Source organism: Mycolicibacterium obuense, assembly GCF_055397605.1.
Genome location: NZ_AP043663.1, coordinates 3158644 through 3171831 on the forward strand (window position 1 = coordinate 3158644; position 13188 = coordinate 3171831).

Here is a 13188-nt window from a genome sequence, read left to right on the forward strand (position 1 = left end):
CATGACCATTCCCCGCACGCCGGCCGACATCACCGCCGCCTGGTTGAGCTCGACGCTGGGCGCTGCTGTCACCGATGCCGACGTGACCCCGATCGGGACGGGGCAGACCGGCGCCACCTACCGGGTGAGCGTGAGCTACGCCGGCGCGACGGGCCTGCCCGCGACCTTCGCGGTGAAGCTGCCCGCCCAGGACGACGCGGTGCGCGAACGGGTGGCGCTGGGATACAAGTCGGAGGTCGAGTTCTACGCCGCGGTCAGCGCCGAGGTCGCCGTGCCGGTGCCGGCCTGTGTGCACAGCGACATCTCCTCCGATGGAACGGATTTCGTACTCGTGCTGGCCGACATGGCGCCGGCCGAACAGGGCGATCAGCTCGCGGGCTGCACGCCGGAGGAGGCGGCGCTGGCCGTCGACGCGCTGGCCGACCTGCACGGCCCCAGCTGGTGTCAGGCGCGCTGGTACGAGCTGACCTCGATCATCATGCCCAAGCCGGGCGACGAGGCCGCGGCCGCCGGCATGGGCGAGGTGTCGGCGATGGCGGCCACCATCACCCTCGACCGCCTCGGCGCGCGGATCAGCGATGCCGATCGCGAGACCCTGACGACGTCGATGAACCTGGTGACACCGTGGTTGTCGGCCGAGAAAGACCGGTTCTCACTGCTGCACGGCGACTTCCGGCTGGACAATCTGCTGTTCGACCCGCAGCGCACGCGGGTCACCGTCGTGGACTGGCAGACCATCGGGCTCGGACTGCCGGCCCGCGACCTCGCCTACTTCACCGCGACCAGCTTGGCGCCCGAGACCCGCGCCACGGTCGAACGGGACCTCGTGCAGCGCTACCACGCCGCGGTGTCGGGGTACGGCGTCACCGACTACGACCTCGACACCTGTTGGCAGGACTACCGTCTCGGAGCTCTGCAGGCTCCGTTCCTGACGGCGCTGGGGTTCGCGTTCTCGGCGTCCACCGACCGCGGGGACGAGATGATCCTCACCATGCTGAGCCGGGGCTGCCGGGCGGTGCGTGAACTCGGCACGATCGAGTTGATCAGGTCGTATCAGGCTTCGTCACCGACCACTGCGTGACCGGCATCGCGGGCCGCCACCCGGTGAACGCACCGACCGGCTCGCCGCGGTAGTGCTGAAATTTCGCCAGCTCTCCCCCGTGTTGTGAATACCACTGGACGAGAACGGCTTCCGACTCGGCCGTGACCACATTGGCGACGAGCCGGCCACCGGCGGGCAGCCGCTCCCAGCAGGCCTGCAGCAGGCCGGGGTTCGTGACCCCGCCGCCGACGAAGATCGCCGCGGGCGTGGGTGCGTCCGTCAGCTCGGCCGGCGCGCTGCCGCGGATGTCGAGGGCCACGCCGAATGTCCGCGCGTTGTCGGCGATCCGGCGGCGCCGTTCGCTGTCGCGTTCGAAAGCAACGGCGCGACAACCGGTTCCGGTCAGGCACCACTCGATCGCGACGCTGCCCGATCCGGCACCGACGTCCCAGAGCAACTCCCCCGGGCGCGGCGCCAGCGCGGCCAGGGTGACGGCCCGCATCCCCTGCTTGGTGAGCTGCCCGTCGTGGTCGAACAGATCGTTCGGCAGCGCGCCAGAGCGGCGATCGTCAGGGAGATATCGCACCGCGACGACGTTGAGGTCGTCGACGTCACCCGGCGGGCGCGCGACCCATTCCCGCGCCGTCGACGAGCGGCGCAACTCCCGTGGCCCGCCGAGCTGTTCGAGGATCGTCACCTCGGAATCCCCACGGCCCGTTGCGGTCAACAGGCGCGCCAATTCGACGGGGCTGGTGCGATCCCTCGACAGCACCACGGCCTGCCCGCCACGCCGGATGGCACTGACCGTGTCCGCGGTGACCAGGCTGATCACCTCGGTGTCCTGCACCGCCCACCCGAGCCGTGAGCATGCCAGCGTCACCGACGACACGTGCGGCAGGACCGCGACCCGGTCTGCCCCGTAGGCGCGGATCAGCGTGCTGCCGATGCCGTGCAGCAGCGGGTCACCGCTGGCGATCACGTGGACATCGGCGTCCGCCCCGTCGAGCAGCGTGTCGATCGCGGGCAACAGCGGACTCGGCCACGGCCGCCGCACCGCCCGCACACTGTCGTCGAGCAGAGCGAGTTGACGCTGAGATCCGTAAATGACCGTGGCCCTGGCCAATTCGGTGCGCGCAGGCGGGGCGAGGCCGGCCATCCCGTCGGCGCCGATCCCGACGACGACGATCATCTGGGCAGCCTCCGCCACACCGGCCGCGGGGTCACCCGGAACGCCGCGGCGAGCGCCACGAGCGGGGCCGGCACCCACACCACGCTGCGACCGCGCCGCAGCGCGGCCACAGTGGCGTCCGCGACCTGCCCGGGCGTGCTGGACAGCGGCGCGGGCGCCATGCCTTCGGTCATCCGACCGATCACGAAGCCCGGCCGCACCAGCAGCAGCCGCACGCCGGTGCCGTGCAGGGCGTCGGTCAACCCGCTGCAGAACGCATCCAGACCGGCCTTGGCCGACCCGTAGACGTAGTTCGCCCGCCGCGCCCGCACCCCGGCCACCGACGAGAACGCGATCATCGTCCCACGCCCGGCCGCCCGCATCGTCTCGGCGAGCACCGTCAGGAGGCTGACCTGCGCGACGTAATCGGTGTGCACGATCGCGGCCGCGTGCGCGGCGTCCCGCTCGGCCAGTGCCTGGTCGCCGAGAATGCCGAAGGCCAGCACCGCGGCGCCGATCGCACCGTGGCGCGCCACGATGTCGGCAACGACGCCCGCGTGGGAGCCCAGGTCGTCGGCGTCGAAGGCGATCGTGTGCACCTCGCGGGCGCCGGCGTCGTGCAGCGCCGTGGTCTGGGCGAAGAGATCGTCGGGTCGGCGCGCCGCCAGCACCACCGTGGCGCCGCGGGCCAGCCGGCGCGCCACCTCGATGCCGATCTCGCTGCGGCCTCCGAACACCACGACCAGGTCGGTGTCGGCCGTCTGAGCCGTGTCTTTCATGGCTGCGATTATGTCCTGCGCTAGCGTGGAGCCCGATGGGCAAGGCAACCACGCGGCTGACCACCGATGCGATCGCATTCCTGACGGAGCGGCATCTGGCGATGCTCACGACCCTGCGGTCGGACAATTCTCCCCACGTGGTCGCCGTCGGGTTCACTTTCGACCCGGTCACCCACATCGCGCGCGTGATCACCACCGGCGGCTCGCAGAAGGCCGTCAACGCCGACCAGCGCGGCGTCGCGGTGCTCAGCCAGGTCGACGGTGCACGCTGGCTCTCGCTGGAGGGCTCGTCCACCGTCCACACCGAGGAAAACGAGGTGCGCGACGCCGAACGGCGGTATGCGCAGCGCTATCGGACGCCGCGGCCGAACCCCAAGCGGGTCGTGATCGAGGTGCGGGTGGAGCGGGTGCTCGGCTCGTCGGGTCTGCTGGACCGGGGCGAGAGCTAGCCGCTCACACCGGCACCACGACCAGGTCGTGGGGCTGATTGTTCACCGACTCCGAGCCGTCGGCGGTGACGATGACGATGTCCTCGATGCGCGCCCCCCACTGCCCGGGGAAGTAGACGCCCGGCTCGACGGAGAAGGCCATGCCCTCCTGCAGCGGCAGGTCGTTGCCGGCGACGATGTAGGGCTCCTCGTGCACCGACAATCCGATGCCGTGTCCGGTGCGGTGCACGAAGTACTCTGCGAGTCCCTCGGCGGCCAGCACGTCGCGCGCCGCGGCGTCGACCTGTTCGGCGGTGACACCGGGACGCACAGCTGCCACCGCGGCCTGCTGGGCCCGCTGGAGCACCGCATAGCGGCGAGCCACCTCCGGGTCGGGTTCGCCGATGCTGTACGTGCGAGTGGAGTCGGAGTTGTAGCCGGGTTCGTACGGGCCGCCGATGTCGACGACCACGATGTCACCGGCCTGCAGTGCGCGGTCCGAGCACTCGTGGTGGGGATCGGCCCCATGCGGTCCGGAACCGACGATGATGAACGCCACCTCTGAATGTCCCTCAGCCACAATGGCTTCGGCGATGTCAGCGGCGACGTCTGCCTCGGTGCGGCCGGGTGTGAGGAAGTCGGGCACGCGCGCATGCACCCGGTCGATCGCGGCTCCGGCCTTGCGCAGCGCGTCGATCTCGGCCGGGTCCTTGAGCATGCGCAGCGTGCGCAGCACATCGGTGGCGAGCACCGGCGTCGCGCCGAGCACCCCGGCCAGCGGGAGCAGGTGCAGCGCGGGCATCGCGTCGGTCACTGCCACGCTCACCGGGGCACCGCCCAGCGCATCGGCGACCAGAGCGTAGGGATCGTCGCCGTCGACCCAGTCACGCACGGTCACGTCGAGGTCGGGCACCGCCGACTCCTTCAGCGAGGCCAGCTCCATGCGGGGCACCACGATCGTCGGCGTGCCGTCGGCCGGGAGCACCAGCGCGGTCAGCCGCTCGAAGGTCTGGGCCTGCGAGCCCACCAGGTAGCGCAGGTCGTAGCCGGGGGTGATGACCAGACCGGCCAGTCCCGCGTCGGCCGCGGCGCGGGCCGCGGCATGCAGGCGGTGGGCGTACACGTCGGTGCCGAATCGGGACTGGGCGCTCATGCCCACCAGGTTAGTGCTCAGGTTCCTTCCCGCGAGGGCCCACACGAAGTAGGGGACAGACGCGAACTCGAGCGACACGCCGGGCAGAACACTCGAGTTCGCGTCCGGTCGCCGGAGAAACGGGCCTGGCAGGATGGCGGGGTGACTGCTCCCCTGGTGCTGCTCGACGGTGCGAGCATGTGGTTCCGCTCGTATTTCGGTGTGCCGTCGTCGATCACCGCACCCGACGGCCGTCCGGTCAACGCGCTGCGCGGCTTCCTCGATGCCGTCGCGACCGTGATCACCCGCGAGCAGCCCCGCCGCCTGGTGGTGTGCCGCGACGACGACTGGCGCCCGCAATGGCGGGTCGACCTGGTGCCGTCGTACAAGGCCCACCGGGTGGTGCAGGAAAACCCCGGCGACGAACCCGATGTCGAAGAAGTACCCGACGAGCTGACTCCGCAGGTCGACATGATCATGGAGATCCTCGACGCGTTCGGTATCGCGACCGCCGGCGCGCCCGACCACGAAGCCGACGATGTGCTGGGCACCCTGGCCAGCCGGGAGACCCGCGATCCCGTCGTGGTCGTCAGCGGCGACCGCGACCTGCTGCAGGTCGTCCGCGACGAGCCGACCCCGGTGCGCGTCCTCTATCTGGGCCGCGGCCTGGCCAAGGCCACGAAGTACGGGCCCGCCGAGGTAGCCGAGAACTACGGCGTGCCGATCGACCGCGCCGGCCCGGCCTACGCCGAACTCGCGCTGCTGCGCGGCGACCCCTCCGACGGGCTGCCCGGTGTGGCGGGCATCGGCGAGAAGACCGCCTCGACCCTGCTGACGACGTACGGATCGCTGGCGGAACTGCGTGGCGCCATCGAGGATCCGGCGTCGAAACTGGCCAAGGCGCAGCGCACCAAGCTGCGTTCGGCCGCCGAGTACCTGGCCGCCGCCGAACCGGTGGTGCGCGTCGCCACCGACGCACCGGTCACGTTCTCCCGGCCCGACGACACGCTACCGCTGGCCGCCGAGCACCCGCGCAAAGTCGTCGAACTCGCCGAACGCTACGGCGTGTCGTCGTCGATCGGCCGCCTGCAGAAGGCGCTCGACGGCCTGCCCTGACGAGCCGGGCTGACGGGCCGAACTACTTGGGTCGGCCCACCTCGTAGGTGCCCTTGTCGTCCTGGAAAGTGACGGTGACCTGGCGCTTGGTGCCGTCGATGCTGACCTCGCAGTTGAAGGTGTCACCCTTCTTCACCGTCGGGCTGACGCCGTTGTTGCACTTGACGTTGCTGACGTTCTTGGCGCCGTAGCCATTGGTCTGATCGGTCAGGATCTGCTGCACACCGGTCTGCGCGGCGTTGACGTCGAGCTTGGTGGTCACGAAGAAGCCCGGCTTCCAGAATCCGAGGACCAGCACGACCGCGACGATGATCGCAGCGAGCAGGCCGACGATGGTCCCGACGACGGCCATCGACTTCTTGGAGCCTTCTTCGCCGCCCGGGGCCTGGTAGTTCGGGTACTGGCCGTACTGCCCGGGTTGACCCGGTTGTCCGTACTGACCGGGCTGCCCCGGCTGCTGGCCGTAGGCGCCGGGCTGCCCGTACTGCGGCTGCTGACCGTAGGCGCCGGGCTGACCGTACTGTCCCGGCGGCGGGTATCCGGTGGGACTGGTCCCGTACTGCTCCGTCGGCGGGTACTGCTGCGGCGGGTACGTGGGCTGCTGGTACTGCGGGTACTGCTGCGGCGTGTAGGCCGGCGGCTGCCAGGACTGCTGGTCCGGCGCCTGCGGCTGCTGCGACCCTGACGGCGGCTGCCAACCCTGGTTGGCGGCTGCCTCGCTCGACGGCTGCTGCTCCGCGCCAGACTCAGGCTGATGACCCGGCCACTGCTGGTTCGGATCAGATCCCTGCGGTCCGCTCATTTCTCTCCTCGGTCGTGCGCGGCGGTCTGGTGGTGTAGCTGGCCACACACTACCCGGCGTCAACGGCCACGACGCCGCGCCGAACGTCGTTGATGGCGCGTTTCGCGGTCGCTCGCAAAGCCTGCGACGGCGCGGCGATGCGGACCTGATCGGCGAGATCGAGCACCTGGCGGCACCACCGCACGAAATCGCCCGCCGGCATCGTGACCCCGGTGCCGGGATCGCTGGCGGCCAGCGCGGAGGCGAGGTCGCCCGTGCTGGCCCACCGGTGGATCGCCGCGACGAAACCGTCGTCGGGTTCACGGCTGGGCGCCAGCCGGTGTCGCTGCTCGTCGGACCGCAGCTCGGTCCACAGCCGGCGGGTCCGGTTCAGCGCGCGCCTCAGCCGGCCCGTCGGCACACCGGACCCATCTGTGGGTCCGTGCCCGTCCCGCCGCGACTCGTAGAGCACCGACGACAGGGCCGCCGCGAGTTCCGGCGCATCGAGGTCGTCCCACACACCCGTGCGCAGACATTCGGCGACCAGCAGATCCGCCTCGCTGTAGATGCGGGCCAGCAGGCGACCGTCCGCGGTGACCGAACGGCTCTCGCCGTCCCCGGCGACATAACCGCGCTCGGTGAGCAGCACGACGATCCGGTCGAACGTGTGGGCCAGCGAGTTCGTCGCGGTCGCGATCTTGCGGCGCAGCGCCTCGTTCTCGCGTTCCATCTTCAGGTAGCGCTCGGCCAGGCGCGCCTTGTCCTCCCGGTCGGGAAGCTGATGGGCCCGGTGGGCTCGCATCCGGTCCCGCAGCGCGGCCAGCTCGGGGTCGACGTCGGGTTCGTCGGCGGGACCGCTGCGACGCCTGCGGGCCGACGGGACGTCGAGGCCCGCCGCGGCCGACGTCAGCGCCGAGGCCAGATCGCGGCGCGCCCGCGGGTTGCGGTGTTCCACGCGTTTCGGCAGCGTCATGCGGCCCATCGGGCCGATCGCCCCCGAATAGTCGGCCGAGGAGATCCGGCCCGCCCAGCGGGTCTCGGTCAGGACCAGCGGGCGCGGGTCGTCGTCGTCACGGGCTGGCTCGAGGACGACGGCCAGCCCGCCGCGCCTGCCGTGGGTGATCGTGATGATGTCGCCGCGCCGCAGCGCGGTGAGCGCGTCGTTGGCGGCTTGCCTGCGCTGCAGCCGGGATGCCCGCGACTGGGCGCGTTCCCGCTCACCGATCTGCGCCCGCAGCCGCGCGTAGTCGAGGATCGGTGCTTCTCGGCCGCCGAACTCGGCGGCGAGCTGGTCGAGCAGCTTCTCGGCCCGTTCGACGCCGCGCACCAGCCCGACCACGGACCGGTCGGCCTGGTACTGCGCGAACGACCGCTCGAGCAGCTGATGGGCCTGCTCGGGACCCATTTGGTGCACCAAATTGATGGTCATGTTGTAGGTCGGGGCGAACGAGCTGCGCAGCGGGAATGTCCGCGTCGAGGCCAGCCCGGCCACCTCGGCCGGGTCGATGTCGGGATTCCACAGCACCACCGCGTGGCCTTCGACGTCGATGCCGCGCCGACCGGCCCGCCCGGTCAGCTGCGTGTACTCGCCGGGCGTGAGCGGCAGATGTTGCTCGCCGTTGAATTTCACCAACCGCTCCAGGACCACGGTGCGGGCCGGCATGTTGATGCCCAGCGCCAAGGTCTCGGTCGCGAACACCGCCTTGACCAGGCCCGCGGTGAACAGCTCCTCGACGGTGTGGCGGAACACCGGCAGCATGCCGGCATGGTGGGCGGCCAGGCCGCGCAGCAGCCCCTCGCGCCACTCGTGGAAGTCGAGCACGATCAGATCCGAGTCGTTCAGGTCGACGGTACGGCGGTCGACGATCTCGGCGATGCGCGCCCGTTCCGAGTCGGTCGTCAGCCGAAGCGACGACCGCAGGCACTGCTTGACCGCGGCATCGCAGCCGGCCCGGGAGAAGATGAACGTGATCGCGGGCAGCAGATCGCGCTGCTCGAGCACGCTGATCACGTCGGCACGGCCGGGCGTGCGGTAGATCGGTGGCCGCCCACCCCGACCGCCGCGGCCCCGGGGTTGCCAGTCGGTGAGCCGGTCGGCTTCCCGGCGATGGGCGATGTGGCGCAACAACTCAGGATCGACCAGGAGGTCCCGGCCACCACGCGGCGGACCCGAGGCTCGGTAGTCGAACAGATCCATCAGGCGCTTGCCGACCATCACGTGCTGCCACAGCGGGACCGGTCGGTGCTCGTCGACGACCACGGTGGTGTCGCCGCGCACGGTCTGAATCCAGCCGCCGAACTCCTCGGCGTTGCTCACCGTGGCCGACAGGCTGACCAGCCGCACGTCGTCGGGCAGGTGCAGGATCACCTCCTCCCACACCGCGCCGCGCATCCGGTCGGCCAGGAAGTGCACCTCGTCCATCACGACGTGCGAGAGTCCCTGCAGGGCAGGCGAATCCGCGTAGAGCATGTTGCGCAGCACCTCGGTGGTCATCACCACCACGTCCGCGTCGCCGTTGATGTTCTGGTCGCCGGTGAGCAGACCGATGCGCTCCGGGCCGTAGCGGCGCACCAGGTCGTTGTGCTTCTGGTTGCTCAAAGCCTTGATCGGCGTGGTGTAGAAGCACTTTCGGCCCGCTGCGAGCGCGAGATGGACAGCGAATTCGCCGACAACCGTTTTCCCAGCGCCGGTGGGCGCGCACACCAGGACCCCGTGGCCGTGGGCCAGCGCGTCACAGGCGCGGCGCTGGAACCCGTCCAGCGCGAACGGGATCAGTTCGGTGAACGCCGCGACCGAGTCAGCGGTCACCTCAGGTTGCATCGTCGTCGATCGACAACCGCGACGGCGCGGGCACCGGTGACGGCGCTTCCACCGGCTCGGCCGCGCCGATCGGGGCGGCTTCGTCGTCACCGACGGTGTCGAGGGCGCGCCGCGCTTTGCGGCGGTCGTTGATGCGGGCGAGTTGGATCGCCACCTCGAGCAGCACCGTGAGCGCCAGCGCCAGGGCGAGCATCGAGAACGGGTCCGAGCCGGGGGTGGCGAACGCCGCGAACACGAACAGGCCCATGATCAGCCCGCGCCGCCACGCCTGCAGCCGCTCGTAGGTGAGCACGCCGACCAGGTTGAGCATGACGATCAGCAGCGGGAACTCGAAGCTGATCCCGAACACCAGCAGGAGGTTGATCAAGAAGCCGAAGTACTGGTCGCCCGACAGAGCCGTCACCTGAACGTCGCTGCCGACCGTCAGCAGGAATCCCAACGCCTTGGACAGCACCACGTAGGCCAGCACCGCGCCGGTCATGAACAGGGCCGCCCCCATCGTGACGAAGGCGATCGCGAACCGGCGTTCGCGGCTGTAGAGGCCCGGAGTGATGAACGCCCACAGCTGGTAGAGCCACACCGGGCAGGCCATCACCAGACCCGCGGTGAGGCCGACCTTCAGCCGCAGCATGAACTGGTCGAACGGTGCCGTGGCAAGGAGTCGGCACTCGCCATCCGGCGCGATCGAGGCGCGCGCCGACGACGGCAACGAACAGTAGGGGCCCCGCAACCAATCTCCGAGGCTGGGCAGGCCGAACGCGCCGTGGCTGTACCAGACGAAGCCCAGGATCGTGGTGAGCAGCACGGCGAGGACCGAGATGAGCAGACGGGTGCGTAGCTCGGTGAGGTGATCGACCAACGACATCGTGCCGTCGGGATTGACCCGGGATCGGCGCCGGCGAGGATCGAGCTTCTTGAAGAGTCCGGGAATCTGCACGTTCGAAATGGCCTACCTGTCAACAGGCATTACGGCACGACGCGGACGCTGCCCGCGTCGTGCCGAGGTGACGATTCAGGCGGGGCGCTTGTCCGACGACGGCTCGGTGTGCCCGACGGGCCGCTCGGCGTCGATCCGCTCCGACGAGATCTGAGTCGGCTGGTCCGACTTCCCGTCGGCCTGCATCTCCTTGATCTCGGACTTGAAGATGCGCATCGACTTGCCCAGGGAGCGGGCCGCGTCCGGCAGCTTCTTGGCACCGAAGAGCAGCACGAACACAGCGATGACGATGATCCAGTGCCAGGGTTGTAGACCACCCAATTTGGTTACCTCCAGACGTTGCGGTCGAGTCTACCCGCCGTCGGTGCCCACCCGATAGGCGTCGAGCGCCGCCACGGCCGCGCGCTGCACCCGTTCGGCGAGCGGCTGCGGCTCGAGAACGCGCACTGCGGAGCCGAAGCCGAGCACGAATCGGGCCATCCAGTCGTCGGAGGCGTAGGTCATCGCGGCGTCGCACGATCCGTCGGGATACTCGCGCAGCACCCTCAGCGGGTAGTAGTCGAACATCCACGACGCCGACCGGTCCACGCGCAGCGTCGCGGTGGGCAGCGACGGGTCCGCGGTGTCGGGGTCGAACAGCGACGTGTCGGGGCCGGCTTGCACGGCGGGCGGCGGGGGCGCCGACGGTTCGTCGAGCACCCGGGCGTCGACGATCCGGTCGAAGCGGAACAACCGGACCGCCTCGGCGGTGCGGCACCACGCCTCGAGATAGCTGTGGTCGGCGACCAGCACCACGCGGATCGGGTCGACCACCCTGGCTGAGAGCATGTCGTGGGAGGCCGAGTAGTACTCGATGGCCAGGGCCCGGTCGCCGCGCACCGCGGTCCGCACGGCCGCCGCCGCGTCGCTCTCCACCGGCGCCGGCTCGTCGACCGCGGTGCCCTCCACTGAAGCGCTGCCGGCCGCGGATTCGATCTTGGCGATCGCGCTGCGGGCGGCCTCGGGATCGACCATGCCCGGCACGTCGACCAGGGCGCGCAGGGCCACCAGGATGCCGGTGGCCTCGGGCGAGGTGAGCCGCAGCGGATGGTCGATGCCCGCGGTGAACGTGACCTCGATGGTGTCGCCGGAGAACTCGAAGTCGATGAGGTCGCCGGGCCCGTAGCCGGGCAGGCCGCACATCCACAGCTGGTTGAGGTCGTCGCGCAGCTGTTTGACGCTGACCCCCAGGTCCGCGGCGGCCTCGTCGTAGGTGATCCTCGGGTTGGCCTGGAAGTACGGGACCATGTTCAGCAGCCGGACCAGCCGGGTGCTCAGCGCGGTCATGCCTGCACCTTCTGGACGCCGGCCTGGGCCCGCAGACGTGCGATGACGTCCTCGCGCAGGGACGCGGGCTCCAGCACCACGGCGTCGGCGCCATAGCTGGCGATCTCGCGGGCGAGCCGGTCGAACATGCCGACGTCCACGGTGATCTCCTGCCCCAGCCGTCCGCCGAGCGTCTTCGCGCCGACCACGGTGGCCTGGCGGCGCAGCGCGGTCGCCCGTCCGTCGGCGACCCAGACACGGGCCTGCCCGGCACCGGGCCAGTCCCCCACCACCCGCGCGACGATCTCGCGCAGGTTGACCTCGGGCGGGCGCGCCACCGCGCCGGGCTCGCCGATCGGGGTCACCTCGGCGCCGATACGGGAGAGCCGGAACGTCCGCACGGCGTTGCGGTCGCGATCGTGGCCGACCAGATACCAGCGGCCCCGGTCGGTGACGACACCCCACGGCTCGACGGTGCGGGTCGTGTACGGCTCGCTGCGCGACGGCCGGTGCGGGAACTGCACCGCGCGGCCGGAATCGATGGCGGACAACAGGATTCCGAGGACGTCCTCGGAGCCGCGCAACCCGGGCAGCGCCGCCGTCGACGTGATCGTCACGTCGCCGTCGGGTGCATCGACGTCGACTCCCGCGGCCCGCAGTTTGAGCAGGGCGCTCTGCGTGGCGGTGATCAGTTCGGGTGACTCCCACAGCTGGGTGGCCACCGCGACGGCAGCGGCCTCGTCGGCGGTCAGTTCGACGGCCGGCAGCGCATACGCTTCGCGGTTGATCCGGTACCCCTCCGTGGGATCAGTGGACGACACCCGGCCCGTCTCCAGCGGAATGCCCAGGTCGCGGAGTTCGTTCTTGTCGCGCTCGAACATCCGGGAGAACGCCTCGTCGCTGGATCCGTCGGAGTAGCCGTAGACGGTGTCGCGGATCCGGTCGGCGGTGATGAACGTGCGCGTCGAGAGCAGCGCGATGACGAGGTTCATCAACCGTTCGACTTTCGAGATCCCCACGGCGTAGAGCTTAGGACGAATCGGCGGTGGGCTCGGACGGCTGTCGCGGCGCGCCATGACAGCATGGGCCGATGAGCAGCCGCTGGCAGTCCTCCGACCGGCCCCGCGGCGCCGACTACGACGCGCGATGGGCACAGCTCGAGGCCGCTGGTCGCAGCGTGCACGGCGAGGCCGACCTGGTCGAATCGCTGTTGCGCGCCTCAGGTGGCACCCGGGTCCTCGACGCAGGCTGCGGCACCGGGCGCGTCGCGATCGAATTGGCGGGCCGCGGCTTCTCCGTGGTCGGCGTCGACGCCGATCCCGCGATGCTGACCGTCGCCCGCGACAAGGCCCCCGAACTGCGGTGGGTCCAGGCCGATCTCGTCGATACCGCCACGGCGGTGCCCGACGAGTTCGACGTGGTGGTGCTGGCGGGCAACGTGATGATCTTCCTCGACCAGGGCACCGAGTCCACGGTCGTCGCGCAGCTCGCGGATCGGCTCACGCCCGGTGGAGTGCTCGTGGCCGGCTTCCAACTGCTCGCCGGCCGGCTGACGCTGCAGCGCTACGACGACATCGCGACCTCAGCGGGTCTGAGGCTGGTGCACCGCTGGGCGACCTGGGAGCAGGCACCGTTCGACGGCGGCGATTACGCCGTGTCGGTACACGAGCTCACATAGA

Annotated in this window: 13 protein-coding genes; 4 read left to right on the forward strand and 9 right to left on the reverse strand. The window is 70.4% G+C overall.

Annotated features, from left to right (window positions below; all coding sequences use genetic code 11):
- Position 1 precedes the first annotated feature (1 nt).
- Complete coding sequence (locus ACZ50N_RS14950) at positions 2 to 1081, forward strand: phosphotransferase family protein (RefSeq protein ID WP_464473180.1); 1080 nt, start codon at positions 2 to 4, stop codon at positions 1079 to 1081.
- Here ACZ50N_RS14950 and cbiE read toward each other — a convergent pair.
- Both cbiE and ACZ50N_RS14960 read right to left on the reverse strand, forming a co-directional pair.
- Complete coding sequence (cbiE, locus tag ACZ50N_RS14955; protein ID WP_464473181.1) at positions 1044 to 2231, reverse strand: precorrin-6y C5,15-methyltransferase (decarboxylating) subunit CbiE; 1188 nt, start codon at positions 2229 to 2231, stop codon at positions 1044 to 1046. The two genes, ACZ50N_RS14950 and cbiE, sit on opposite strands and share 38 nt — an antisense overlap.
- Positions 2228 to 2989 carry a decaprenylphospho-beta-D-erythro-pentofuranosid-2-ulose 2-reductase gene (locus ACZ50N_RS14960; RefSeq protein WP_464473182.1) on the reverse strand — a complete coding sequence of 254 codons (762 nt, stop codon included), beginning with the start codon at positions 2987 to 2989 and terminating at the stop codon, positions 2228 to 2230. Before ACZ50N_RS14960 ends, cbiE begins: the two co-directional genes overlap by 4 nt.
- A gap of 35 nt (positions 2990 to 3024) precedes the next feature.
- Here ACZ50N_RS14960 and ACZ50N_RS14965 point away from each other — a divergent pair, with 35 nt between their 5' ends.
- Complete coding sequence (locus ACZ50N_RS14965; RefSeq protein ID WP_464473183.1) at positions 3025 to 3438, forward strand: TIGR03618 family F420-dependent PPOX class oxidoreductase; 414 nt, start codon at positions 3025 to 3027, stop codon at positions 3436 to 3438.
- A gap of 4 nt (positions 3439 to 3442) precedes the next feature.
- On the opposite strand, the gene ACZ50N_RS14970 is transcribed toward ACZ50N_RS14965, so the two are convergent.
- Entirely contained in the window at positions 3443 to 4570 is a 1128-nt protein-coding gene (locus ACZ50N_RS14970) for a M24 family metallopeptidase (RefSeq protein ID WP_133413811.1), read from the reverse strand.
- Between the two features lie 141 nt (positions 4571 to 4711).
- Between ACZ50N_RS14970 and ACZ50N_RS14975 the strand changes: the two genes are divergently transcribed.
- Positions 4712 to 5665 carry a 5'-3' exonuclease gene (locus tag ACZ50N_RS14975; RefSeq protein WP_464473184.1) on the forward strand — a complete coding sequence of 318 codons (954 nt, stop codon included), beginning with the start codon at positions 4712 to 4714 and terminating at the stop codon, positions 5663 to 5665.
- A gap of 22 nt (positions 5666 to 5687) precedes the next feature.
- Here ACZ50N_RS14975 and ACZ50N_RS14980 read toward each other — a convergent pair whose 3' ends face one another.
- From ACZ50N_RS14980 to ACZ50N_RS15005, 6 genes are all read right to left on the reverse strand, one after another.
- On the reverse strand, positions 5688 to 6467 hold the full coding sequence (locus ACZ50N_RS14980; protein WP_046365242.1) for a DUF4333 domain-containing protein: 780 nt from the start codon (positions 6465 to 6467) through the stop codon (positions 5688 to 5690).
- Positions 6468 to 6516: 49 nt separating this feature from the next.
- The gene (locus tag ACZ50N_RS14985; protein ID WP_236694078.1) at positions 6517 to 9255 is read right to left on the reverse strand and encodes a DEAD/DEAH box helicase; all 2739 of its coding nucleotides are present in this window, start codon (positions 9253 to 9255) and stop codon (positions 6517 to 6519) included.
- 1 nt (position 9256) lies between these two features.
- A complete protein-coding gene (gene tatC, locus ACZ50N_RS14990) occupies positions 9257 to 10204 on the reverse strand; it encodes a twin-arginine translocase subunit TatC (RefSeq protein ID WP_046365208.1) in 948 nt (315 codons plus the stop codon).
- Positions 10205 to 10279: 75 nt separating this feature from the next.
- On the reverse strand, positions 10280 to 10525 hold the full coding sequence (gene tatA, locus ACZ50N_RS14995; RefSeq protein WP_046365209.1) for a Sec-independent protein translocase subunit TatA: 246 nt from the start codon (positions 10523 to 10525) through the stop codon (positions 10280 to 10282).
- A gap of 30 nt (positions 10526 to 10555) precedes the next feature.
- Positions 10556 to 11530, reverse strand: coding sequence for a helix-turn-helix transcriptional regulator (locus ACZ50N_RS15000; protein ID WP_046365210.1), 975 nt, complete (start codon positions 11528 to 11530; stop codon positions 10556 to 10558).
- Positions 11527 to 12528, reverse strand: coding sequence for a helix-turn-helix transcriptional regulator (locus ACZ50N_RS15005; RefSeq protein ID WP_110814731.1), 1002 nt, complete (start codon positions 12526 to 12528; stop codon positions 11527 to 11529). Before ACZ50N_RS15005 ends, ACZ50N_RS15000 begins: the two co-directional genes overlap by 4 nt.
- Before the next feature lie 71 nt (positions 12529 to 12599).
- Here ACZ50N_RS15005 and ACZ50N_RS15010 point away from each other — a divergent pair, with 71 nt between their 5' ends.
- Positions 12600 to 13187, forward strand: coding sequence for a class I SAM-dependent methyltransferase (locus tag ACZ50N_RS15010; protein ID WP_046365211.1), 588 nt, complete (start codon positions 12600 to 12602; stop codon positions 13185 to 13187).
- Position 13188: the final 1 nt, after the last annotated feature.

Coding starts and splice junctions, on each gene's coding strand:
- ACZ50N_RS14950 (WP_464473180.1), top strand. CDS start 2: ATGACCATTCCCCGCACGCCGGCCGACATCACCGCCGCCTGGTTGAGC.
- cbiE (WP_464473181.1), bottom strand. CDS start 2,231: ATGATCGTCGTCGTCGGGATCGGCGCCGACGGGATGGCCGGCCTCGCC.
- ACZ50N_RS14960 (WP_464473182.1), bottom strand. CDS start 2,989: ATGAAAGACACGGCTCAGACGGCCGACACCGACCTGGTCGTGGTGTTC.
- ACZ50N_RS14965 (WP_464473183.1), top strand. CDS start 3,025: ATGGGCAAGGCAACCACGCGGCTGACCACCGATGCGATCGCATTCCTG.
- ACZ50N_RS14970 (WP_133413811.1), bottom strand. CDS start 4,570: ATGAGCGCCCAGTCCCGATTCGGCACCGACGTGTACGCCCACCGCCTG.
- ACZ50N_RS14980 (WP_046365242.1), bottom strand. CDS start 6,467: ATGAGCGGACCGCAGGGATCTGATCCGAACCAGCAGTGGCCGGGTCAT.
- ACZ50N_RS15000 (WP_046365210.1), bottom strand. CDS start 11,530: ATGACCGCGCTGAGCACCCGGCTGGTCCGGCTGCTGAACATGGTCCCG.
- ACZ50N_RS15010 (WP_046365211.1), top strand. CDS start 12,600: ATGAGCAGCCGCTGGCAGTCCTCCGACCGGCCCCGCGGCGCCGACTAC.